This window comes from Paenibacillus sp. HWE-109, from assembly GCF_022163125.1.
Lineage (GTDB): Bacteria > Bacillota > Bacilli > Paenibacillales > NBRC-103111 > Paenibacillus_E.
The window spans coordinates 1,119,052-1,144,233 of the sequence record NZ_CP091881.1 but is presented as its reverse complement, the minus strand read 5'-3'; the positions used below and the strand labels follow the sequence as shown (position 1 = coordinate 1,144,233).

The following is a 25,182-nucleotide window of genomic DNA, read 5'->3' as shown; positions in this document are numbered from 1 at the left end:
TCGCCTCCTATTTTTTACGAATATAGCTCTCGGGGACTCCTTGAGGGACAGTGGATTTGCCAATTCGATTAATTTGCGTGCTAATGTGAACATTGACTTGTATTTCGGGAAACACTTGATCATTCCATCGTTCCTTGACTTGGTTAAATTGTTTGGGATAATGCCGATAGAATTCGTCGGCAAATCCGAAGGCATCCGTTTTGAGTTGCTTCTGAACACGCAATAGACTGGCTTCAATGTCCCTTCTTATCGTGTCTGTCCATGCCTGCTTGATTTGTTGAACAAATTTGGGGTCAAAATTCTGCTGATCGGTTGTATTCAGCACTAATTCTCCGTTCATATCGACGAACATCTCAATACTCCAAATTCCTTTTTTATCAATGTGAGGAACAATCTTCGTATTCGAATGAACCACATTCACCGAAACATACTCGGCAGATTTAGTAAGGGGAAACGAGTAAATTTTCGTCTCCAGCTCATTGCAGACCGTAAGGATACCTAGGCCTGCATGCTCATCCAGGCTTCCTACAAATTTATCTTTATTAAATATGTCAATGCCGGAGACTTTAATATTATTGTGAGTTGGATCAGCTGCTGTGGCAAATGAAGTAATCTGAATACGGGTCAGCAGGGCTGCTTGAGAGGCTCCATTTATTTTTTGTGCAAGCTCTTTGAGGGTAATCTGGGCACCTAGTTTCAAATTCCCCATCTCCCGAAGCACTTCCGCAGAGCTTCTCTCCAACGGGGGCTGCAGCTTGATCAGATCGACAGCCTTATCTTTGCTTATGTACGTATAAGCATGCTCACGGAATTGAATATATCTCAGGAAGAGATCGATATAGGAATGAATCCCCTTCGCGGCAGCTTCTTCCCCGATAATAATGACCTCGCTTTGTCCCCAGAATAAGGAGCGCGACAGCTTAAGTTGCAGTTGGGTCAAGGCGTCAGCGATGGTCACTCCCTCGGCACTCATCATGATCGTCTGTCCTGCAGCGTTGCCGCCGCTGCCTCCTGTATTGCCTTGAGGACCACCCCCGGCCACCTTTGGGATAAAGAGTTGTGCCGAAAGCAATATGTTATTATTCGGATTGCGATCTACACCAACAGCCAGAACGATAGCCAAGTCATTAATCTCTCTCCGATCCCAGCACCCAGCCGCTTCTACGGCAAAGGCTAGAAGCAGCAAGAGACAGAGGAGCCTTTTCCCTGTACTCATAGGGAACTTCCCTTCCCCTTTATTCCCTGCTTTCGAATGACAGCAACGGCCCATAACAATCCCGGTAGAATGATCAGCAAGGTAAGTGTGTAAATGTTCCCACCTGCGCCCAGCAAGGTGCCCATCTCGCTCTGATTGGACACGACCCAGTAGCTGTATGCAACGGTGAGAAAAGATAATGGGAACACAAGTGGACGGTAATCCTTGATGTTCAGCCATTGTGCCGTAGCTACCGCATGAATATATAAAAACAACGATACTTTCACAAAAATACCGAAAATCCAGATGGCTACAATAAGGGATTCAATGTGTTGGAAAAAATCCGCATAGCTGATATAGCGTGCGGCAATCATTACCGGGTACACAAACGTATCTGTTAAGTCCCCGAGAAGCATAAGACAAGACAGATTAATGGCAACCATCGTAATGGTTACAACAACTAATGACAACAGCGTAACTTTGAACGCCTTCGAACGATCCGATATGCTGGGAAGAAAAAAAGAAACAAATATATATTCCGAAAACCAGGCTGCCGGTGCAATCGCTCCAATAATAGAAGGTTTAAGGCCTTTCTCGGCAAAAGGGAGCAGCTCGCTCGGATTCATCTCCGGGATGAGTAAAACTAATATAAAAAAGAGAAAAAACCATGCCATAACGATCAAAATTTGACTGCTTCGCGCGATAACCTGAATTCCACTCTTGACATTCATGGCACAGAACAACATCAGCGAGCCCATAACAATAAATAAGGGCGTGTGATGAAGAATTGTACTTAAGATAAATTCACCATATTCCCTTAATACGATTCCGCACAAATGGGGCAAGTAGAACATATAAATCAGCCCGAAGATCTTGCCGCCGATCTTGCCTAATACAATTGTGCTGCATTGTATGAGGGACTGGCCTGGAAATTTCACATTAAGACGGAAAGCTATCAGGATTGCCAAAAAACCAAAAATGGAAGCATACAGTGGGGATAACCACATATCATGACCGGCAAATTTCATCGTGATGCTGGGTACACCGAGAATGGAGGTGGCCAGAATAGCCGGATACATAAACACAGCCATCTGCTTCGAGGAAATCTTCTGAGGGATCAAGTTGTATCCTCTCCTTTATCATGCAGACCTACAGTTTCGTTCTGCTGCTCTTGGTAGCCGCTCAATTGAGGATGATGCTCCTGCTTCCAGACAGGTGCGCGGAACAACAAGTCTTTTAATTCCTTGAAGCAGGTCGGTGAAATAGGTGCTAAATAGGGAACACCGAAGGAACTGAGTCTGCAAAGATGCAGAATAATGCCGATAAAACCGAGGATCATACCTACTAATCCTAGGGTTCCTGCCATCAGCATAATAGGAAATCGGATTAATCGAAGTGAAACACCCAAGGTATACCGAGGGATCATGAAAGAAGCAATCCCGGTGATCGCCACGACAATAACCATCGGGGCCGATACGATACCCGCAGAAGTAGCAGCCTGTCCTATAACGAGGGCGCCAACGATACTGACGGCAGCACCTACCTGTTTCGGAAGGCGAACCCCGGCTTCTCTCAGTGCTTCAAATGTAGTTTCCATGATCAATGCCTCAACAAGGGCAGGGAACGGGATCTCTTCTCTTGATTTTGATATATTGAGCAAAAGAACGCTCGGTATCATCTCCTGGTGGAAGGTAGTGATAGCAACGTAAGCGGAGGGAAGTAGCACCGATATGATGAAAAAGACATATCTCAACAAACGGATAAACGTACTCATAATTACGTTCTGGTAGTAATCCTCTGCTGATTGCAGCAGCGAGAACAACCCGACTGGAGCTATCAAAACAAAGGGAGTCCCATCGATCAAGACAGCAAGCCGACCTTCCAGTACATTGGCGCAAACGACATCCGGACGCTCGGTTGGTAACACCTGAGGAAACGGTGAGTACGGATTATCGGAAATCCATTCCTCGATCATTTCGCTCTCAAGAACCCCATCGATGCGAATTCGTTCAATTCGCAATTTCATTTCCTCCACCAAATGGGGATCCGCCAGGTTCTTCATATAAGCCAAAGTTATTTGTGTTTTCGTATAAGTCCCTATCTTCATGTTGATCATTTTAAGCTCTGGGCTTTTAATTCTTCTGCGAATCAGCGGGATGTTTACCCCGATCGATTCAGTAAACCCTTCACGCGGTCCTCGTATCGTTGATTCGGCCACCGGTTCTTCTACAGTTCGTTGTGTGATTTTGGTCATCCCGAAGGCAAATGCAGCCCTAGAGCCATCTAACCACAGAATAGGGAGTCCGCTGCCGATTTTTTCAATAATGGTGGACCACTCCGTCAACTGCTCTGCCTTGGCTGTGAGTTGTTCGACAAGCTGGGACAGAAATTCCGTTTTCCCCAGCTCCATGTGCAGCAGAGGCTCGAGGATTTGCTGCTGGAACAAGCTTTCGTCCGCTAACCCCTGAGCATACACAGCAGCCGCCTTGATTCCATTCGCCAGCGCGAAGGAATGGAACACAATGTCGCCGCACTCTTCATACAGCGAAGTCAAGTAAAGAAGATTATCGTCCAGTCGGGAGGAAGGTTGTACAGGGATTTCAACTTCAGATACAGAGGTAGCCTCAGATGTCTTTAAGTACCTCTTCCACCCTTTGTTGAATAGTCGCATACTCGCTCCCTTCTTTCCATATCTCAGCTCATTTTCACAGCCTAAGTATGTCCCAATAAAAAGGAAATTATCCAATTTCATGTTACTTTCAGAACCTTCCTGCCAAACGGATATTGCAACGAAGGAACTGTTCGTGCTGCGCCTCGATAGATCAGTCACTTCTTAGCAGCGAAACCTAGTAGGGGAACTAGGGGACGCTAATTAGGCAAAAAGTAGGGATGCGAGGGTAGTAGCGGAACTACAGGGTCCTATTTCCACAAAAAGCGTTGAAATTCCCATGAAACAGCAAAATAGCGTACTGTAGTTCCCTCAACCTCCCGATACTGACACTTTTAGCTAGAATAGCGCACCATTGTTCCCTTACGTCCGCGCGAGGCAGCCGGAGCAACTCCGAGTTCACTCCAATACATATAAACTCTATAATTTTAATAAAAGCCTGATTTCTCAGGCATTGGACATTAACGGACTAGAGATCCCTTTACATGTCTTTCGAAATAAAGTGTTAGACTGAAAATCAAAGTGTTAAACTGAGAAAATATAGTTGTAGACGAATGAAATAAAGATTTAGACTGCCGGTAAGCACTAAGCATAAGGACAGCGTGGAGTCCTATGTAGTCTTGGGGAGAAAGGAACTGCAAATTCATGAATAAATTTTCAACATATAATCAATCGGTGATCTATTGGAAACAATATCAGAAATTTTTTCCTGCAGAAATGCAAATAAATGAAAACCATTTACCAACAGAAGAATGGATGACTTGGAACAATGTTCATATTCATCTGGATCGTATGCCTGTTCCGCATGCAAAATTAAAAATTGTTTTCATTCATGGTGCTGGTGGCAATGGCAGATTGTTGGCTCCTTATGCACGAATGCTGCAAAAATGCGGTTATGAAGTCGTGTCGCCGGATCTACCGCCTTATGGTTTAAGTTATACAAATTCGGTAAAATCATTAGATTACCAGCTTTGGATTGACATCCTAAATGAATTAATCGATCAGGAATTGAAACGGGACGGCAAGCCTATTATCTTACTAGGCACCAGTATAGGAGGCATGTTAGCTTATCACGCCGCTGTACAGAGTAAGCGAGTCAAAGGGTTAATTGCAACGACATTTGTTGATACGAGTGATTCGAAAGTTCGTGATCAGTTAGCTCCTAACAAACTCATTAGTCGGTTAGGAAAATTTTTGATGGACAAATTTCCTTTTTTATTAGATTCCTTGCATATCTCTGTTAATCATGTATCTCGGATGAAATTGATTACGAATAACGTCGAAATGACCAAACTCATTATGAACGATGCTCATGCGGCAGGCACGAAAATCCCTTTGCGCTTATTAAGAACGTTCTTAAATATGAAACCGGTAATAAAACCTGAGAATTTTGATATTTGTCCGGTATTACTCGTTCATCCTCAATTAGACCCTATGACTCCTTATAGCTTCAGCAAACCGTTTTTTGACAATATAAAATCTAAAAAAGAATATGTAGTTTTAGAGGGGGCTGGTCATTTTCCGATTGAACAGCGGGGGTTGGAGCAGATGAATGTTGCTGTGCTTTCTTTTTTGAAAACAGTAGAGAATGGATTATAAGTAGTGATAAAAACCAGTCTAACACTTTTTTCTCGTGTTTTGACTGGTTTTTCACTTTAATTATTTATGATTAATTGTGAAGTTTCCACCAGTGATTCCTGGGCCGTAAGAAAATTGTCACACCTACAACCCTGTCCCTAACAGCTGTTGTGCATCAGTTGTTTTACTTAGTAACTGTCACACTCATCGTATTGCTGGATGTCGCACCCGCATAGTTCACTAACTCCGCGCGGTATACATAGGTACCAATGGCCTTGTTCGTTATTATGGCTATTGCCGATTGAGCTGACGGTGAATTGTTCGTCAATTCTTGTGAATAGATGAGGACGTCATTCTCATATAAACGATAACTTGTCCCATTCGTTCCCCACCACATATTCATCGTGACGTTGAAGTTCCCGTCATTATCCCAATTGTTGTTCGACAATACTGGTTTTGCCGGAGCTGCTTGCGTTACGATTACTGTGTGTGTGCTGCTTTTGGTTGTCCCGTACGCATTCGTCAGTTCGGCATAATATTGGTAGGTGCCAATTGGCTTATACGTAATCGATGTTACCGTTGACTGAGCATTCGTGGAATTGTCCGTCAGCACTTGTGAATCGATTAGTGTACCATTTTCATAAAGTTTGTAAGTCTTGCCGTTATTTCCATACCACATATTCATGGTGATCTGGTAATTACCGTCTGCTATTCCATCATACCCGTTATCGTCGGAAAGAACGACTGTTCCCGGAACGCCTTTACTCTTCGCTGTGATATTGTTTACAATCGCCGTAACCATCCCATGGTTTCCAGCCGCATCGACGAATTCAAATGTGAATCTGCCGTTCTGAATGAACGTATAGCTCGCCGAACCGCTGTTGTTCGTAATCGTTACCTGCTCGTTTGGTAGGATCGTGGCAACAACATCTTGATTCGTCGCTGCTGTTTCACTGTAAACCACAGTTGCGGTAGGAACGATTTTATCGATGTTGCTGACCGTGTAGCTCGTCACATTCGAGACATTGCCCGCTGCATCCGTTCCTCTCGCATACACGGTGTCATTGGCGGTGACAACTACTGGAGCGCCGTTAGCTGTCCATGCACCGCTATCGCCTATTTTGTACTCCTTCACAGCTGCGTCAGCCGGATAGCTGATCGTAAGCGTTACATTGCCGTTCGTCGGAGCCGTAATATCGGCGGATAGTACAGCATCTGCTGGGGGTAATTTATCAACAATGCTCGCGACAACATGAACCTCATTCGAAGTATTGCCTGCAGCATCCGTCCCTCTTGCATATACCGTTTCATTATCGTTAACAATGATCGGGGCCAAATAAGCAGTCCAGACGCCATTCGCGCCCACTTTGTACTCATTCACCACAGAGTCAGCAGGATAGTTGATTGTCACGGCCATATGGACATTGTCCGGTGTATTTTCTGTAACGAAGGTCGCGTCTGCCGGCGCTGTTCTGTCCACATTTACAGTAGTCGACTGCTCGGCGCTGGTCGTTCCATCGCTGTTCTTGATTCGATAGTTGAAAGTATAAGTGCCGTCCTGCTCGAAAGTAAACGGAGCTGTGTAGGAATGCCATACTGCTTCACCGTTCACTTTGTATTCCGCGCCGCCATAGGTCGATAACGTCACGGTCGCCGGCACCGTATACCAGCCGTTAAGCCCATTCGGTGCAGCGGGATCTACGCTAGCCGAGATCACGTATTTTAACGCGCCCAACGCCGAAATCAGGTTGGTAGAGGCCGTATCGATTTCGGCCTGGTTTGCGTTAGCATTGTCAGACACACTTGCCGTCGCTAGGGCCGCCTGCAGTGCTGCGTAGCTGTCTGCCGTGTACTGGCTAGTGTTAATCGCTGCCGCTTTGCTAAGCAGAAGCTTAAGCAGCGTTCGATCCACAATCTTCTCATGGAATTCCACATCTCCCACATTGGCAAAGCCGTTAGGCGTATAGTACCTCAGATAACGGTATGCCTTGCTGCTATTTAATAGTTGCGAATACCATTTAAAATCTGTGATGTTATTGATTGTATATAACGTGTCAAAGTTGGTACCATCGTTGGATCCTTGGATCAGTGCTCCGTTAATCCGGGCAATATTGCCAGATCTCGGTATAAACTTAATGCCGCCAATCACTTTGGCATTTCCCGAGCCCAAGTCGGCTTGAGCCCAACCCGATCCTGTTTTCGTATCAGGCGAAGTGGTTGTATCCCCGTCAAATGCGCGCCACCCGTTCATTGCCGCATTGAGCGTACCGTCCCACGAAGTGGACGATGCCGACGTCATCGAAGACGTAATGTTGATTTTTGGGTACATATCGACCAGAGACACCAGCAGCTCTTGAACCTGAAGCAACTGCTTGAGTAGCGCCGGCTTATCGGCTCCCGGCTGGTTCATTGCCGATTGAATCCGATTGACTTCATTTTGATACAGGTAGTAGCTTCCGTTAGTATAGTTGTTCGGCGGAAGCACATTGGAATTAAAGTCGAATTGATAATCGCCGTAAAACTCAACTTCCGCGATGTTGCCGAACCAAGCACTGCTGTTAAACAGTTTCAAATAACGGTAATACGTGTGATCCAAAATTTTGTCAAGCCTGATATCGATCCAAGTGCCGTCTGTCGCTCCAATTACAGGCTGAGTAAGATTCGTCCAAGTTGCATTGTCGTTGGAGCCCAGAACAACGAGTCCATTCATTCTGGCGCTATTCGTCCCTGCTCTCGGCATGAGCCTGATTTCGTTCAACTGAGCAGACGAGCCTGCACCCAAATCAACAATGTAATAGGCGCCCGTACCGCTATTCAGGTCACCGGCTGTAGCCGTATCTCCGTCAAACAATAAATAACCTACCTGCGCCGCTGACAAACCGGTGCCAGGATACTGCACAGCAGAAGCTGTCACTTTTGCCACATTTTTGACGTCGATTTTGGGACTGCTATATTTGCCCGGCGCCAAAATAACGATGCTCCCCGTATCCGCTGTCGTGCCGTCATCCAGTTTCGTAACTGTAAATACAGCGTTCACTAATGTATCATAGTCTGGCGATGTGATCGTTCCGTCTGTGCCAATAATTCCAGAAGGCAATGTGGATTTAATTGATACGCTATAGCCTGCCGGAACCTTAGGCATCGAGATACTCGTTGCACCCTTGACAGGCGTTGCAGCACTTGTGATTTTGGATGCAATGATTGCAGCGGATGCCGTATAATCTCCGTAAAATTCAACTTCCGACACGTCGCCTGACCAAGCGGAACTGTTGTATAGTCTCAAGTATCGGTAAGCATTATGATCTAGGATTTGACTATTTTTCAATTGGTACCATTTGTTCGCTTGTGAGTCTGAAACACCGGTAGTCATGTTCTTCCAATTGACATTATCGTTGGAGCCTTGAACCACCATGCCATTCATTCTTCCAGGAACCGATGCTCTTGGCATGAGCAGCACTTCGCTCAACTTGATAGCTGCGTCTGCTCCGAAGTCTACCGTGTAATAGGAGCCGGAAGCCGTATTCAAGTCTCCGAAAGATGACGTGTTGCCATCAAACAACAAGTAGCCTACCTGAGCCGCTGACAGACCGTTGCCGGGCCACTGCTTGTCGGAAGCTGTAACGGTAGCTAGCATAGGAACATTGATGAATTTTGACCCATCGACAAGTAACAGCGTACTGCCGTCGGAAGTCCCATACATGGTGTCTCCATCCGTTCCATCATTCTTCTGATAGTCAACAGATACTTTCATATAGCCGGTTGTTTCATTTCCATTTATCTTTGCCACAGCCGTCCAACTGATATTGTCCGTCGTGCTGACCGTTGCATCAATGCCTTGAATCTTGACCTTTACGTTCTGGATGGGTTCTTTTGCTGTAATCCTAACTTTTGCCGTATCGCCTGTGGAAATTTTGCCGTTTACGCTTTGATCCGAACCAATCGATACGGACTTTATCTTATTCCCAATCTCATAGCCCGTACCATAAATATCGAAATCCCTTAACTCCAGGAAATTCCGCACTATGCCATAAAGAACGTCAGGTAACGGCTGAATCATTTCCAATTTAAGATAGCGATATTTCACATTCTGGTACGCAGGATCGACATCAAGGGTTTGAAAGGCTTGAGTCATCTGCGTTACTCCCGGTGTCATCCTGGTCCAGGTTTCCCCATCGTTCGATCCGTATACCGTGGAGTTTGCAACGCGATCCGTAAAGATATTGCTAAAGAATCCGAATTTGTAAGCTGAAACTTTATAATCGGGACCAAAATCCACAATATGATATAAATGGGGTGGAGAACCCAGTGCTGTACTCAACGAAGAACCAGTTGAATTATCCAAATCATCCATATTTTTAATATCAGAACCCCAACTGGACCAAAATACTTTACCGGAGTAATGCATGCTGCCGTCCGCTCTTAATTGTGTCACCAAATCAAGACCGAGTACTACGCTCCTCAGGGATTTCAATTGCTGATTGAAAGCTTCATCGGATGTGCCGTTTATCTGACTGATGGTCTTCGCATACTCCGCTTGATATGCCGCAAGCGATGCAGACGAATAAATGGCATTGGGATCATAGGGAGTAATGACGGCTTGAACGGCAGAAGCACGGTCATTAGCTACATGAATCATCACGTTCTTGGTTGCTACTGTAGTACCATCGGAAGCCAAGACAACAAAGGAAACGTCCCCGGCTTGCGTAGGCTGCCAAGAAAATGCGCCTGTATCATTGTTAATTCCAAGCCCGCTCGGATTATTCTGCAGCTCATACGAAACAACTTCCGTGCCGCTTGCATCCGTAGCAGAGAAATCAAGTTGAACCGGCGAACCGGCATAGGTATACAGATTCAAATCTGAATTTCCAGCGTTAAATGCCGGCGGCGTCAGCTTCTGATCAGCCGCTTTCAGGATATGCTCCATATCAACCGTGGTTCCTGCAGGTCCTTTGACATTTAAATAGTAGATCGTATCCAATGTTACCTTGTTAAGGGTGACATATTGCCACTGCCCTTTCGTGTCCGGAAGCGTGATCTGTGCTAATAGCGGCCATATGGTCTCCTCTGGATTACCTCTTACTTCCAATGTTGCTACGCCATTGGTCCGAATTTTAATTCCGATCATGTTCTCGGTAAGTGCCCCGTGAGTAACGGGCGAAGAAGTTCCTTCCGGCGTCGCGTTCAATCTGACAAAGGAAGTATTGCCTTCTTGCATGATAGACGTATTAGTATTTAATATTGTGGCCCTATCCGCGAGCTTAACCAAACCAACTGGTGGCGTCTTTTCGGCATAAGTTGCCGCGTCAGCCGCTGCCGCCGCAGGATAATAGAGCCACTCGTCTCCTCCGCCGTCCACGTTGTTCCATTTACCAACATCTTGGGGAAGCCTCTTGGTGAATGCTTCATAAAAATAGGGAGCCTTTGCCGCAATATCGACCCCTTTGATATACTTGTAGTAATAGAAGAGATACCATATATTATTATTGACAAATCTACCGCGATAGCCGCCTGATAAGGTATTATAGGTATCCCTTATCGTTCCATCGGGACTAATAGCGTACGCAACCGGCGTCCAGGGCGTATCGTAACCGAGCATGAACTGCCAATAATAGTCGGCACCCGCCAAAATTCGATCATTCAGGAACTCATACGGTCCTACGGCATCCGCTTTGGTGGATGGGGTTCCTTCTATCGGATCCACCTTAGTTCCCTGGGCCGTCAACTGCCTCGCGAGGAGGCCAAAATTGGTTATGTCCCCGCCGGCGTGCGCCTGGTCCCTTCCCATCTCCATATGCTCAAGGTGCGGCGTAACCGGCTCGCCCGTCGCGTCGTTGCGATCGACAATTCGGAGCAAGCGCTTGACCGATCCATTGAAGCCTTGATCTTTGGCCGTCTTATTAACTGTAAACCATTCGACTGACTCGTTATATCTGTCTCTGTTATCAGTAAAGATATACCCAGCCATAGCTCCGAACAGTGGATAATTAAACTGGTTCATAAAGTAATCCGGACTATGAAATAGCGTTTCTGTCAACGGAACAATCAAATTATTCGTAAATAGGGTGGTATCTTGATCCGTCCATGCATTCGCCGGATTCTGATAGCTGGTATATCGCAATATTTCAGCCGCACTTATCATCCGGTTGGCTGGGATCGCTGCATGAATCTGCCCATCCGTATAAAATTTGTATTTTGCAGGATCCATCTGTTCCCAAATGCGGATAATATGCAGCGCATTGGCCCGATAGGTCTCATCGCCGGTAAAATAATACATCATCGCCTGTGTATACGCCTTCAAGCCATCAGAAATAAATTTCGGCTCAAAGCATTGGCAGTCAAAAGCATCTGTACCCGGTTTATTGGGATCCGCTGAGCTTTGGTTGCTTGATGTAACCGTTTTCGAAGCAGCATCGGAATTGGCCATTGACAAATACCCCGAATACCAGGGCTCTTTTTGCGCCATCACCTGATCTCTCGCGTTTTCGAGTATCGCTTTGGTAAAGCCGATACCTGGATGGGTAAAACCATTACTAACCGTTTCATTAATTTGTACCAGATTGCTTGTGCCGATGGTATCGGCAGAAACAGAGCCAATCGGTACAAGCGACATTATGATACTCGTTGCCGAAACTACTGCAAGCAAACGCTTTCTTACATTTTCAAATAGAAATGCTGATTTAGACTTCATCTTGTTGCTCCTTCCATTGACTAATCGTTTAATGTTTATTCCCATCATGGTTACGCTTTCAATTCATCCATCCCCCTTTACTATCAATTTTAATAGCGCTTTCTTATTCCATATATAGTACTTTTACACGATTCATTGTAATTTAAGAATAGACCGATCCAATTGAATCGGCCATCTTATAATAATCTCATACCAATCGACAGTCATCATAGATAGTACCTAGTCATCAAAAAATCACCAAATAAGAACATGCTTTTCTTTGAGACGCAGTACAGCTTCAATAAAGAAATAATCACCGTAAATAATAGGAACCTCGTTGTTCTTTATACTGTGATACGCTTCTGTCCCACCTGAAATAATCGCATCTTCGTTCGGGTTCCAGTTCGCGAAGCGTTCATCCGTTGATTGTAAAATCCGAATCGCAGCATTGCGATAGACCGGTTGCTCAAGCTCTGGTACTGTCTCGGCAAGTTCAAGTAACCCACATGCTGCGCAGAGACCTGCCGTTGTATCCCATTTCACTGGTTCTTCAGGTGAGCGGAAGTCAACTAACGGCACGAAACCCGTTGTGGACACTTGAGTGATGAAGTAATGAGCGATGCTTTTTGCAGCGCTCAGATAGCGGTCATCCTTCGTGTAACGATAGCTCAAAGCAAAGCCGTACAGCGCCCAGGACTGTCCTCTGGACCATGCTGATCCAGATGCAAAACCTTGTCCTCCCGGTGCTTCCAATAGTTCACCGTTCTCTGGATTCAAAATGGCAATATGGTTACATGACCCATCGGAACGCACAATTCGACTCAGTACCGTATCTGCATGATCCATCGCGATAAAACGAAACCGCGGGTCATTCGTCTCCATGCTCGCCCAATATAACAAGGGAATGTTCATCATACTGTCTACAATGATCCAGCCTGTGCAATCGTCATTCCAAGCCCGAATAAAACGGCCCCTTGGATTGTATCTGCCAGCCAATAGGTTAGCCGCATGCAATCCGCGTGTTTTACTTCTTTCATTACCCGTCAACCGGTAGTTTGCAACCGCGGAATGCAACCACATGAATCCAACATCATGATGCAATCCCTCGAACCCCTCTAACGCTGCATCTAAACGACGTTCTACTCCTTCTGCTGCAGTTTTGTAAGGTTCTTCTTGGGTAGCTTGATACATATGCCACAACATGCCCGGCCAGAAGCCGTTGGTCCACCAATAAATATCCGTATCTCCTTTATCTTCACGATATTCTCCATTAACTGGAACATAAGGAATATGATCACCTACGCGTTCGCATTCTGCGGACATTTTCACTTGTATCTTTTCCCAAGTACAATCTAGCCAATACTGATCTGTGTCATTTAGTTTCTTATGCATTTCGCATCTCCTCACGTTATAAAAATGCCTAAATTACTCTTTAATACTTATCCATTCAAAGTCAACAAAATCATTCTCCGATTCATACCCTATTGGTGAACAGAAAAGTCCAATCTTTGCACCTACCCACCCTCCAGGCTTGGCAACAAATGGATCTCCAATCTGTTGATATTCGATCCCATCTAAACTGAAATGGAACGTACATAGTGCTCCAGCAGCAACATGAACTTGTATATAAACCGACGAAAGCGAGTTCTCAAGCTCAAAGCTAGCAGTTAATTTTTCAACATCATTACGATTTCCTTCGACTACAACCATCCGCTTGTTGAACCCACTTTGCTCCACAGCCATATATGCAAATTCATGCCCGAATACAGTCATTCCTGACTGAAAAAAAGCTCTTTCACGTGATTCTAGATTCAACTTAGTTGTAGCTGTAAAAACGGGAGCCGGAAACTTTTGACATAAAATATTTGGTGTTTCAAAAAAATTAGCATGATGTGTATTGGCATACAGACGTAGATTACCAGGGCTAACGTCAAATGAGTACCACTCCGCTTTCTTATTCCCCTGCCATTGCCATTGAAGTCCGAGACTGCTTGTTTCAAAATGATCTGAAGTATTCGGAACGGTTATAGGCCATGAATGCGGTCCAACATTCGGTTTATTATGAAACATGACGGGCTCGCCGATTCCATCTCCATTCGTATCTTCGCCAATTATTGGCCAATCATCCTGCCAAGTCATAGGCTGAAGATGAACAATACGCCCATACGCTCCGGAATCTTGAAAATGAGCAAACCAAGATTCTCCAGAATCGAGTTCTACATAACCACCTTGGTGTGGACCGTTAATTTGCGTATCTCCTTGATGCATGACAATCCGATCTTCAAACGGACCGAAGATGTTTCTGGATCTAAGCACAGTCTGCCAGCCTGTTGCAACTCCTCCTGCAGGAGCAAAAATGTAATAATACCCATTTCGTTTGTAAAGTTTGGGGCCCTCAATAGTAGGATGTTTATCTGTTCCATCGAAAACGACGACTCCATCGTCTAACAATGCGGTTCCATCACTCTTCATTTTGCATAAATTCAACTTGCTGTTGAATCCGCATCGACTATACGCATAAGCATGTATCAAGTAAGCCTGGCCATCCTCATCCCACATCGGACAAGGGTCAATCCATCCTTTAACTTCCTTTACAAGATGAAGTTCAGACCAAGGTCCAGAAGCCTCCTTCGCTTGTGTCATAAACACACCTTCATCTGGTGTACTGACGAATATCCAAAACATCCCGTCATGATAACGAATACTTGGTGCCCAAATGCCCTGAGCGTGACGAACGCTCTCATCATATCCGGATGGAAGCCTGTCAACTGCGTGTCCGATAATCGTCCAGTTTACAAGATCCTTCGATTCCAGAATCGGAAGTCCGGGCGTACTAACAAAGCTAGAGGCTGTCATATAAAAACTGTCTCCGACTCGTATAATATCCAAATCGGAATAATCCGCATGAAGAATCGGATTACGATACTTGCCATCCCCTAAATCAGCTACCCATACTGGACTTAATGATATTTCATTCATCTCATTCACTCCTTCATTCCTTAACGTTTCATATCCTAAAAAGCTTTTAAAACTGGTGCAAGCTTATACGTCATGCCTGCCGTCGTCTCAAACGTGACGATTCCGTTATCGTGGCACACACTTGCTACTGAATTGCCATTTCCTACGACCTGCAACGGAATTGCTGACGTCACGTTACATGAATTGCCTTGTAGAGATAGTATTGTCGCACTCGTAATCTCGCCGTTCTCCCACGAAATATCAATTTCGAAGCCCCCGCGTGCTCGCAGCCCTTTAACATGCCCAGAAGCCCAATCATCCGGAAGTGCTGGCAACAAATAAATCACCTCTGCGTGAGACTGCAGGAGCATTTCTGCCACACCAGCTGTAAACCCAAAGTTACCATCGATTTGAAAGGGTGGATGAGCTCCGAACAAATTAGGGTAAACGCCGCCGCCTGTAACAGCACCTTTTTCTTCCCGAACAAGGTTAAAGACATCATCTATTAAGCGTAATGCCCGATTTCCATCCCTAAAACGTGCCCATAAATTAATTTTCCACGCTAAACTCCAGCCAGTGCCAATGTCGCTTCTCCGCTCTAAAGAACGTTGAGCGGCTTCGTACAACTCAGGCGCCGTTTCGGCAGTAAGTTCGCAACCTGGAAATACGCCGTACAAATGTGATACATGTCGGTGAAACACATCTTGATCCTCGAAATCTTGAAACCATTCCTGCAGCTGGCCATGCTTCCCAATTTGATAAGGGAATAAGCGAGCTTTAGCCGCTTCTAACTCAGCTTGAAACGATTCATCCATGCCCAATGCCTTGGCTGCCTTGACGCAATTCGTGAACAGATCCCACATTAACGCATGGTCCATTGCGGCCCCTTTGCTCACAGCAGCGAGGGAGCCATCTTCCGTCATAAATTTATGTTCAGGCGACGTTGAGGGCGATGAGATCAAGCTTCCATCCGGTTCCTCTTGCAACCAATCTAGACAAAAGAGAGCCGCTTCTTTCATGATCGGGTACGCCATTTCCCGAAGATAAGTGTCATTGCGTCCGAAATCATAATGCTCCCAAAGATGCTGACTTAACCAAGGACTCGCCATTGGCCAACTAGCCCATACCGGATCTCCTGCTCCATAGTCTCCGACAGGTGCAGCTTGGCACCAAATATCGCTATTATGATGCGCAGTCCAACCCTTTGCACCGTAGTTGACCTTTGCCACAATTGTTCCCTTTGTACTCAGATTCTTTGTGAACGTAAGCAGCGGTTGATGACACTCCGCCAAATTGCACGTCTCAGCAAGCCAGTAATTCATCTCCGCATTAATATTTAACGTATAGTTGCTGCTCCAAGGCGGTCGAACGTCTTTATTCCAAATCCCTTGTAGGTTTGCAGCCTGTGTGCCGGGACGTGAACTGGAGATCATCAAATATCGCCCAAATTGAAACAAGAGCTCGACCAACTTCTTATCTCTCGCCCCATGAGCTTCAACTCTAGCATCTGTTGACTTCATTGGGGCTAAATCAGCAGCACCCAAGTTTAATGAAACACGATCAAATAATGCACGATAATCGTCAATGTGATCGTTCAATAACGCGAGGTAGCTCTTCTCTAAAGCTGCAGTCACGTGAGATTCAACAATCGAAGAAGGATCCTTGCCTTCAGCAGCAGGATTACGATCAAAACCATTGAAGCTCGTAGCTGCACTGAAGATAAGTGTAGCTGACGTAGCACCTTCAATATACAAGCCATCTTGATTCACAACGGACTGACCATTCTCGACGCGATACGCAAGTCTACCTTCGAACCTCATACCTTCATCCCCGTAAACAACTGGGTTGTTCGTGCGGTAATAATTCGGGTCCACATGCACGGGCGCTTTCCCCTTCAAGACAAGTCGATCATCTTCTACACCCGTATGATGCTTGAGTGGGCTCCACAATTTCACTCCGAAATTAAGCATTCTAGGTCGATCTGCCTCAAATCGCAGAACAATTACTTGATCGGGATAAGAGATAAAATACGTCCGTTTATAGGTAACCTCACCAATTTTATAAGAGACAATTGTCGTTGCCGTCTCAATATCTAATTCACGTGAGTAATCTTGTGCAAGATCTCCGTGATAGAAATGAATATTAAGGTCGCCAAGCGGCAAATAAGATTGTGTGTAAGGTCCCATCATTTCTTTACTTAATACATCTGCATTCGTATATGAACCTTCATTAATGCTTTCGCGGATCTCGGGTAAGATGTCTCGTGCTCTTGGATTCGTTCCATCCTTCGGTGCACCTGACCACAATGTGTCCTCATTCAACTGCAGCTTCTCTGTTTCTATCCCGCCGAAAACCATCGCTCCCAGACGCCCGTTGCCAAGCGGTAACGCCTCTGTCCATTTCCCTGCTGGAACTTGATAACATAACTTCATGTTGTGTTCTCTCCTCACTCATAGGTGCTCTGTTTAACTACAACTCAACTTATTCAAATCGCACATCGGACACGAATGATCCAACGTTCACCTTACCTTCAGAAGCACCTGTTATTTTTACACCGTTTCTATAAAAATCTTTTATTAAGACACTTTTGACAGACCTGTCCTCGTCAAATCCACAGATGGATGAAACCACATCCTCGCTCCCGCGATAACGAATATTGTCAAACTCCACATGTTCAATGCCATTCCCTGGGACCGGATTATAGTCTGGGTTCCAAATCACACGAATGTCGATAATTCTTCCTAATTCAAAAGGATCGATACGAATGTTCCGATAGGTCACATGCCTCACGATATTTTTATCTCCCGCATTGATCGTTAGACATCCACGATACCCGTCCTGCGGCTCATGATGCTCCAAAATGTCTATATTCTCGAAAAGGATATTCTCAATTAACGTTCCTTCACCATGATAATCGCCATGCGTTCCAATCATCGTCGGATGTGCTACATCGGCCCAAAGCACCGAATTTTTAACCGTAATATTCTTAGCGTCTCCGTAGTACCCCCAACGATGGCCATAGATTGCAATACAATCATCTGAATTCCGCATAAATACATTGTCGATCTCTACGTCACAACACGACATCATATCAATACCATCTGACCAGCCCCGTGTACTGAAGGACTCGAAATCTCGTATGCGGACTCGCTCCGACTGCCCTAAGTAAATACTATAGTGAGGAGGATCAATGACGGCGATGCCTGACACCTCGATATCCTTGCTGTACATGATGCGCACGCCTCGGAAAGCAGAGAATCGTCCGAAATCTGCTAAGTATATAAAACCTCTGCCGAAGATCTTCACATCCGCTACACCATCACAAACTAGCGAACCTACGAGGACTGCACCACCCGCCAAATAGACAGACATTCCTGAAGGAATGTTCAGAAGCACCTGCTCAATGTGATGCATGCCTGGTTTAAAATAAAGTGTATGCATCCCTGACTTCAACCGTTCAACCAGCATTTCCGTTCGATGAATCCCTGGATCGATGACGACTACACCCGCACCTTGTGGATCGGGTTGCTCTGATTGAATTTCTTTCGCAAACAGATGTAAATTATGAAAACGATCTCCATTTATCTCAATAGACAGCTTCTGAGGTTGCTTCAACGTGAATCGAAGTCGCTCTTGATCAATAGTGTCAGGTAGAACACCTGCAGAATGGGGACGAATATCAATGTTTTGGATAACATTGCGCTGGCTGATGACTTCAACTTCTACTTCGCAGCAGAAATCGAAGCTGGCCATTGCTGCTTCCCTAACATCGTGCATATCGACTTTCACTAAAAGTACGTCTAATTCTTTCCAATCCCCCCCAGGTGTCCGCACGTTTACTAAGAAATCTTTATTCCTCGGAACTGGATTAGGTATGGAATAAGTAACAAGTTTAGTTTTTTCCATGTTTATATATTCATCCTCCAAAAATAATAATCGTCGTACTATTTTACAAATCGCACGGTAATCGCTTACATAAATGCTCACAACAATTTTATCAACGCGTTAGAAGATGGACTATGCTAATTTTTCAAGATTCCTTGTACATTTGATGTTTACATACTCAAATAGAATGACCCCAATACCTGAAAGGTGATGGGGTCACATCCGTATAATATGCCTTTTTACATGTTATTTGAAGCACGTACCACCGGCACATCAATGGTTATGCGAGTTCCCGTGTCCGAATCGCTTTCATACCGCATACATTGGCTTTCACCAAAGTATAATTCCAAACGTTTCTCGATATTCTTGATCCCATATCCGCTGCCATGATAACCAGGTCTATCGCTTAAATCATTCTTTAAGCCGATTCCATCATCTTCAATAGATAGAAGCAATCGCTGATCTTTCATGGTTGCCGTTATAGTAACAGTCCCCTTGCCATCAGGTTTTTCTGTAATGCCGTGCACAATCGCATTCTCAACTAAAGGTTGAAGCGTGATCTTGGGAAGTAAACAATCCAAAAGCGCCTCATCAACCTCAATTGCGAATGTAATCCTCCCTTTGAAGCGTCTCTGCTGAATATCCACATAAATACGACACATGCGAAGCTCATCCTTCAGCGTAACGAGATCCTCACCTTTATTCAAAATAAGTTTGTAATAATCCGATAGCGCATAAACCACCTGCTGGATATTGTCACGTTCTTCTCTTTGGGCCATCCAATTCAGCATATCGAGGGTGTTATATAGAAAATGTGGATTGATCTGGGATTGGAGCGCTTTAAGCTCAGCCCCCTTCTTTTCCTGGCCTAAACGATATTGCTCCTGAAGAAGTTCCTGAACATTATTAATCATGTAATTGTAGCTTGAAACGAGACGGCCCATTTCATCATCGCGCGGCTCAATATCAAGTTTCCTCAGCTCTCCTAGCCGAACCTGATCCATCTTCCTGGACAACAAGAAAATTCGAGCTGTAATAGATCTAGTTACGGGGAAAATAAGAACCATCAATGCAGCAGCCACCACCACATAGATCATGATCATTTGTGTACCTACAACATCTACGGCTTTTGATGCCGCTGTTTTGGGAATGATCGAAGTCAAGAAAATGCCAGTTTTTCCAATCTGGTTGCATCGGAGCAAGTACGCCATATTATTCAGCTTGATTTCCTCAAAATCACTTTTTGTTTCCTTGACTTGAGAGGGGCTTATGACTAGATCGGATACATTGGCTGTATTGGCATTGTCACTACCCGCAATCAGCTGACCATCTTCATTTATCAAGTAGACGACCTGCTCAGGCACTGTTCGCGTTAAGTTATCTCGTATTTTCTTTAAATCCAAATCGATGGTTACTAAACCTATTGAGTCACTATAGTTCCTCATATCCCATAGAATTCTTCCTAAAGTCAAATACTTGTATGAATCGCCACTATTCTCATTTTCGTACAATACCCAAGTAGGGCTTCCAGCATTTTTTATTACTTTCTCAGACCACTTTTGACCTTTAATTAACTTTAGTTTGCGGAAACGAGTATCTGTCCCTGATACCACAAATCGATCATCGATATAGTAGGTAATATGTTCGCTCTCCGAACTCTCCTCCAATGTCTTTGTATAGGTTTCTATTTTGCCAAAATCGATGAGTTGTTCACCAATATCCTTCTGTAAGGGATCAGATCCTAAAGCGGATACAAGTGCATCATTTAAAATGACCATAGTCGACAATTTCTCAATGCGAGTAAATGTCCCAGACAAGGAAGAAAGGGTTTGTTCATAGTTTTGATTAGCTGCATAATTTTGAGACTTCAACGTAGCACTTGTTATTTTTTCGTAAGAAATAATAAAAGTAATCATCAGCGGGATAAGTCCTACCAAGGCGAATAAGAACAGCAGTTTTTTCTTTAAGGATAAGTTAGAAAACCAAAGTTTAACCTTCATTTCATAATCATCTTTCTATACTCAACAGGTGTCAAATTCGTTGCTGCACGGAAAACTTTCGTGAAATAACTGGCACTTGCGTAACCGCACAACTCCGAAATCATATTTATTTTATAATGTTCATTCGATATCAATTTTTTGGCCAGCTCCAATCTGTAATCGCCAATGTATTGCTTAATCGTTACCCCGGTTTCGTTCTTAAATAACATGCCGAGATGTGCTGTGGACAGATGAACAGACTCTGCAATTTCACGCACATCCAAATCCACATGGCTGCAATTGGAAGTAATATAGGACATCACATCTCTTATAACCCTAGAATATTGGGAGGCATCCTCCAATTCCTCCACATATAAAGCAAGCAGCTGCTGGATAAAATTCTTAATGGCAAAGATTGAACGACACTTATGGATATACAGTTCTAGATCGTTCGTATTGAAAATGTGGTTCATTTTATTTAAGAGTGAGCTTTTCTCATGCAATATAGCTTGCGCAAAGGAAGTGAACAATTCACAAACCCGTTCTTTTCGTGGATATTCGTACTCGCAGAACTGCTTACTGACCCTATCAACCCAAGCTGCTAATTGAGCAGGCTCATTCTTCAACAAACTGTAGAAGTCCGAATAGAGCTCAACTCCCAATCCTTGGGGAGCAATTTTTCTCTGATTCAAGCCGAACATTTGTAGATTTGGATGATAAAAGGAACTTTCTAATGCACTCCATGCTGTTTGATAGCTTTCGGCAATCGTTTCTAATTGAAGCGCTTCCTTTCCAACCCCTGCAACCCAGCCTTCATTTTGTTTTAAGAGAAGATCAGTTACATATAAGATTCGCTTCCTGTCATGCTTCTTAACAGACAAGATAGAAAGGTACTTGTTATTTTCAAGTACTGTACCTAGTGATGGGATGTGGTAGGAGCTCCAGTAATCGTTAATAAAAGCTATCCAACTATCTTGTACTTCCTCATCTGTCCCTTGTGAGAGTACAATGCACATATATGAACTATCCACTGGAAAATCAGTTTCCTTACAAATCGAAGTTACTTCGTTTACATTCATATTTTTGGATTTCAACATTCCCGCGAGCTTTTGGCGTTGTAAGGCCATGTTCTGATTCATCATACTTTGGTGCTTTTGCTTCGTATGAATAAATGCTACCGTTTTCTTGATCGCGGCTTCCAACTCTGTCAGCCTAATTGGCTTCTCTATATAATCTACGGCAGATAGTTTAATTGCACTTTTTAGATAATCAATATCCATATATCCACTCATAAATAACAACTTACTCTCACTCGAACAAACAGCTAATTTCTCTGCGAATTCAATACCATTAAGCTTGGGCATTCGAATATCTGTCAACACAATATCGGGTTGAAAATCCTCCACAATCCGGAGTGCTTCAGCACCATCTCTAGCTTCTTTTATCTCTTGAATGCCTAATGTTGTCCAATTCATCGATTCCATTATGCCAAGCCTGGTGTAATCATCGTCATCTGCAATTAATAAGCGCATGGGATCGTACTCCTTTTAAGATCACTTCATAAGATCATCTTAGCATATCTGATAGGTGAAATGCAGGTATCCCACCCCTATTCGGGATGGGATAAATATGGGAACTATTTCTTTGTAGCAGCAGCGAAAGTATCCAGTTGTTTCTGCAAAGCGGCCATATACTTATCGAAGCCTGCACCTTTAAGCTGTTGCTTCAAGGCTTCTAGATCAGCCTCTTGGTTTTTCTTAACCATACCCACTACCAGAGGCAAAGCAAATTGTGTTCTTACTGTTTCTAAACTTGAATTTTCAGCAGCCAGTTCAGACGTATTGAATACAAATCCTTCGTACGGATGCGTTTTCAAAGAAGGAACAAGAGCTTCACCTGAAGATTTTAATTTTTCATAAATACCTTGCCATTCAGCAGGATATTTCGGTTCTGGATTCATAAAACCATCACTTAAACCTGTCCATGCTGGCTTTTTATTTTTGGCATCGATTCCCTCTGAAGAGACTGCACCGTTGACCATTTTATAGTTTTCACCTTCAACACCGAAGCTGAGCAAATTATAATAAGTCTGATCCACATGTGCTTTTTCGATAAATTTCAAAGCGGTTTCAACGTTCTTACTGTTGGCTCCAACTGAAATTTGCGTTGTTGTCTCATTGGAATGCGATGGCAAGAATATCGTTTTGGGATTCATCATTGAAAAGTCTACCCAATTTAATTCAAATTCAGGATGAGCATCTTTAATGGTAGAAATATAATTGCCACTTACTGCATAGAACTGGTTGTTGAACTCAAGTGGTTTTTTACCAGCTTTCATTAGTTCTTTGGTTTTGTCGCCTTCGTTCCCCTGGGATGCTAGCACATCATGGGCAATAATCCCATCGTCGTACCATTTTTTCACATATCCAAGAACTTGTTTAAACTCTGGCGTATCATAAATACTCATTGCTTTGTATGGTTCATCCACTGACGCCACCGTTAGAACCGTTCCATTCAAAGATGTAACTGTTAAATACTTATTACCTGCAACCATAGCCCATACGTTGTTAACTGCACGCTTATCAATAATCATTGGCGTATCTGGAAATTCTTGCTTTGCTTTATACAAATATTTCTCTACCGTTTCAAGATTCGTGATTTCTGGTAATCCCCATTTCTTTCTCAGGTCTTCACGGAACAACATGCCTTCCCCAGCAGCAATACCCGGTTTATTCAATTGGGGGATGCCGTAATTTTTACCATCAATTTTAAGACGAGTTAGAATATCTCCGTAGCGTTCAGTAAGCTTCGGCGTGTTTTTCAAGTAAGGTGTTAGATCTGCAAAAGCATTTTTAACGGCAAAGTTTTTAAAATCAGACCATGCTCCGCCTACATAAAGATCATATTCCTTGGCTACAATGGAACGGCTGATTTGGTTCTTCTCATCGCCCCATGGAATGAAAGTGAATCTGACTGTTGCATTAAGATCTTTTTTCGTAAGCTCATCCAGCTTCTTATAGAAGTTAGCCATTCCACTAGCTGGCTCTGCTCCCATTGTTATCGCTTTCAATTCTACGAGTGGACCGGGTGCTTGCGATGCAGCCGGCGTCGTCCCCGTTGATGCACCTGGCGTTGAAGTTGCAACTTTATCTGATGAACATGCTGCAAGCGATACTACAACGGATGACATGAGTACTGCGGATAATACGGTTTTTAGTTTTTTTGATGCTAACAAGAAAATCCCCTCCAATAATTTTTATATATGTTTTACAGAGGAAGCAATCCGAAGGAAAGCTCCCTCCAGTCAACAACAAATTTGATACAGTGTCAACCTTTGACGCCGCCAATCGTAAGGCCAGATACGAAATAACGTTGGGCAAAAGGATAGAATAGAAGAACGGGACCTGTAACCAACATAGCGGTAGCCAACTTCATCGTTTCTGAAGGTAAGGCATCCATTACGATCTGAGAGTCCTTGACCGCATCGGTCATCCGAGCTAGCATCCTGTAGAGTAAATACTGCAATCCCCACTTATCCTTGTCAGAAATCAGATAGAGACTATATCCAAACCAATTGTTCCAATAGCCAAGCGCTAAAAACAAACCAACCGTAGCAGATACGGGCTTGCATAATGGAATAATAATCTGCCAATAAACACGGAAGTCACCTGCCCCATCAATCCTTGCAGACTCAACTAAGGAGTGAGGAATACCTTTAATATAATTACGAAACAAGAAGATATTAAATGGACCTAATAAGCCAGGTAGGATGACGGCCCACAACGAATGATTTAAATGTAGAAAGGTCGTATTAACTAAATAAGAAGGAATTAATCCACCACTGAACAATGTAGTGAAGTAGATAAAGAAAGCTGCTTTATCTCTGTGTTTAAAATCAGTCCGTGACAATACATAACCGCTCATGGAGGTTAGCAGCAATCCTATTACAGTCCCAACAAGTGTTACGTAAATGGTTACCAAGTACGCATTTCCGATCGTGTCCCCTAAATTACTAAATACGACTTTGTAGGCTTGCAATGAAAACTCCTGAGGAAACAGTTTATATCCGTTAATCGCAACCTGGCTTTCATCACTAAACGAACCAGACAGTACAAGGACGAAGGGTAATAGGCAAACGATGGCAAAGAACGATACGATCGTAACCGCAATCACATTAAAAATTCTGGTACCAGCATCTTGTTGTATCGAATTTCTTTGTTTTTTAATGGATAATTCAGCCATAATAAACTCC

The 25,182-nt window shown here is 44.0% G+C and carries 13 protein-coding genes; 1 reads left to right on the top strand and 12 read right to left on the bottom strand.

The genetic code is table 11. The annotated features are described in order from the left end of the window. Positions 1 to 7: 7 nt before the first annotated feature. Genes LOZ80_RS04700 through LOZ80_RS04690 form a run of 3 tightly spaced genes read right to left on the bottom strand, consistent with a single transcriptional unit; the run spans position 8 to position 3,866 of the window. On the bottom strand, positions 8 to 1,216 hold the full coding sequence (locus tag LOZ80_RS04700; protein ID WP_238170332.1) for a Ger(x)C family spore germination protein: 1,209 nt from the start codon (positions 1,214 to 1,216) through the stop codon (positions 8 to 10). Beyond that, positions 1,213 to 2,316 (bottom strand): GerAB/ArcD/ProY family transporter, encoded by a 1,104-nt coding sequence (locus LOZ80_RS04695; protein WP_238170331.1) that lies wholly within the window; start codon positions 2,314 to 2,316, stop codon positions 1,213 to 1,215. The genes LOZ80_RS04700 and LOZ80_RS04695 overlap by 4 nt, the downstream gene beginning before the upstream one ends. Then, positions 2,313 to 3,866, bottom strand: a complete 1,554-nt coding sequence (locus tag LOZ80_RS04690; RefSeq protein ID WP_238170330.1) for a spore germination protein — start codon at positions 3,864 to 3,866, stop codon at positions 2,313 to 2,315. The genes LOZ80_RS04695 and LOZ80_RS04690 overlap by 4 nt, the downstream gene beginning before the upstream one ends. 642 nt (positions 3,867 to 4,508) lie before the next feature. Here LOZ80_RS04690 and LOZ80_RS04685 point away from each other — a divergent pair. Beyond that, complete coding sequence (locus LOZ80_RS04685; RefSeq protein WP_238170329.1) at positions 4,509 to 5,462, top strand: alpha/beta hydrolase; 954 nt, start codon at positions 4,509 to 4,511, stop codon at positions 5,460 to 5,462. Between the two features lie 163 nt (positions 5,463 to 5,625). Here the strand turns inward: LOZ80_RS04685 and LOZ80_RS04680 are convergent, their stop codons facing one another. The 9 genes from LOZ80_RS04680 to LOZ80_RS04640 form a co-directional block, all read right to left on the bottom strand. Next, the gene (locus tag LOZ80_RS04680; protein ID WP_238170328.1) at positions 5,626 to 12,129 is read right to left on the bottom strand and encodes a chitinase N-terminal domain-containing protein; all 6,504 of its coding nucleotides are present in this window, start codon (positions 12,127 to 12,129) and stop codon (positions 5,626 to 5,628) included. 234 nt (positions 12,130 to 12,363) lie between these two features. Further along, entirely contained in the window at positions 12,364 to 13,500 is a 1,137-nt protein-coding gene (locus tag LOZ80_RS04675) for a glycoside hydrolase family 88 protein (protein ID WP_238170327.1), read from the bottom strand. Positions 13,501 to 13,533: 33 nt separating this feature from the next. Continuing rightward, entirely contained in the window at positions 13,534 to 15,087 is a 1,554-nt protein-coding gene (locus tag LOZ80_RS04670; RefSeq protein ID WP_238170326.1) for a glycoside hydrolase family 43 protein, read from the bottom strand. Positions 15,088 to 15,122: 35 nt separating this feature from the next. Beyond that, positions 15,123 to 17,498 (bottom strand): glycoside hydrolase family 95 protein, encoded by a 2,376-nt coding sequence (locus LOZ80_RS04665; protein ID WP_238170325.1) that lies wholly within the window; start codon positions 17,496 to 17,498, stop codon positions 15,123 to 15,125. 49 nt (positions 17,499 to 17,547) lie between these two features. Beyond that, positions 17,548 to 18,972, bottom strand: a complete 1,425-nt coding sequence (locus LOZ80_RS04660; protein ID WP_238170324.1) for a glycosyl hydrolase family 28 protein — start codon at positions 18,970 to 18,972, stop codon at positions 17,548 to 17,550. A 218-nt stretch (positions 18,973 to 19,190) separates the two neighbouring features. Beyond that, positions 19,191 to 20,951, bottom strand: coding sequence for a sensor histidine kinase (locus LOZ80_RS04655; protein ID WP_238170323.1), 1,761 nt, complete (start codon positions 20,949 to 20,951; stop codon positions 19,191 to 19,193). Continuing rightward, positions 20,948 to 22,462, bottom strand: coding sequence for a response regulator transcription factor (locus tag LOZ80_RS04650; RefSeq protein WP_238170322.1), 1,515 nt, complete (start codon positions 22,460 to 22,462; stop codon positions 20,948 to 20,950). The genes LOZ80_RS04655 and LOZ80_RS04650 overlap by 4 nt, the downstream gene beginning before the upstream one ends. Positions 22,463 to 22,566: 104 nt before the next feature. Beyond that, positions 22,567 to 24,165 carry a DUF3502 domain-containing protein gene (locus tag LOZ80_RS04645; protein ID WP_238170321.1) on the bottom strand — a complete coding sequence of 533 codons (1,599 nt, stop codon included), beginning with the start codon at positions 24,163 to 24,165 and terminating at the stop codon, positions 22,567 to 22,569. Between the two features lie 92 nt (positions 24,166 to 24,257). Next, positions 24,258 to 25,172, bottom strand: coding sequence for a carbohydrate ABC transporter permease (locus tag LOZ80_RS04640; RefSeq protein ID WP_238170320.1), 915 nt, complete (start codon positions 25,170 to 25,172; stop codon positions 24,258 to 24,260). Positions 25,173 to 25,182 lie beyond the last annotated feature (10 nt).

What these genes read in the sequence shown, in the direction of transcription:
- LOZ80_RS04665 (WP_238170325.1), bottom strand. Translation starts at nt 17,498, where the DNA reads ATGAAGTTATGTTATCAAGTTCCAGCAGGGAAATGGACAGAGGCGTTA.
- LOZ80_RS04675 (WP_238170327.1), bottom strand. Translation starts at nt 13,500, where the DNA reads ATGCATAAGAAACTAAATGACACAGATCAGTATTGGCTAGATTGTACT.
- LOZ80_RS04655 (WP_238170323.1), bottom strand. Translation starts at nt 20,951, where the DNA reads ATGAAGGTTAAACTTTGGTTTTCTAACTTATCCTTAAAGAAAAAACTG.
- LOZ80_RS04685 (WP_238170329.1), top strand. Translation starts at nt 4,509, where the DNA reads ATGAATAAATTTTCAACATATAATCAATCGGTGATCTATTGGAAACAA.
- LOZ80_RS04680 (WP_238170328.1), bottom strand. Translation starts at nt 12,129, where the DNA reads ATGAAGTCTAAATCAGCATTTCTATTTGAAAATGTAAGAAAGCGTTTG.
- LOZ80_RS04640 (WP_238170320.1), bottom strand. Translation starts at nt 25,172, where the DNA reads ATGGCTGAATTATCCATTAAAAAACAAAGAAATTCGATACAACAAGAT.
- LOZ80_RS04650 (WP_238170322.1), bottom strand. Translation starts at nt 22,462, where the DNA reads ATGCGCTTATTAATTGCAGATGACGATGATTACACCAGGCTTGGCATA.
- LOZ80_RS04670 (WP_238170326.1), bottom strand. Translation starts at nt 15,087, where the DNA reads ATGAATGAAATATCATTAAGTCCAGTATGGGTAGCTGATTTAGGGGAT.
- LOZ80_RS04660 (WP_238170324.1), bottom strand. Translation starts at nt 18,972, where the DNA reads ATGGAAAAAACTAAACTTGTTACTTATTCCATACCTAATCCAGTTCCG.
- LOZ80_RS04700 (WP_238170332.1), bottom strand. Translation starts at nt 1,216, where the DNA reads ATGAGTACAGGGAAAAGGCTCCTCTGTCTCTTGCTGCTTCTAGCCTTT.
- LOZ80_RS04690 (WP_238170330.1), bottom strand. Translation starts at nt 3,866, where the DNA reads ATGCGACTATTCAACAAAGGGTGGAAGAGGTACTTAAAGACATCTGAG.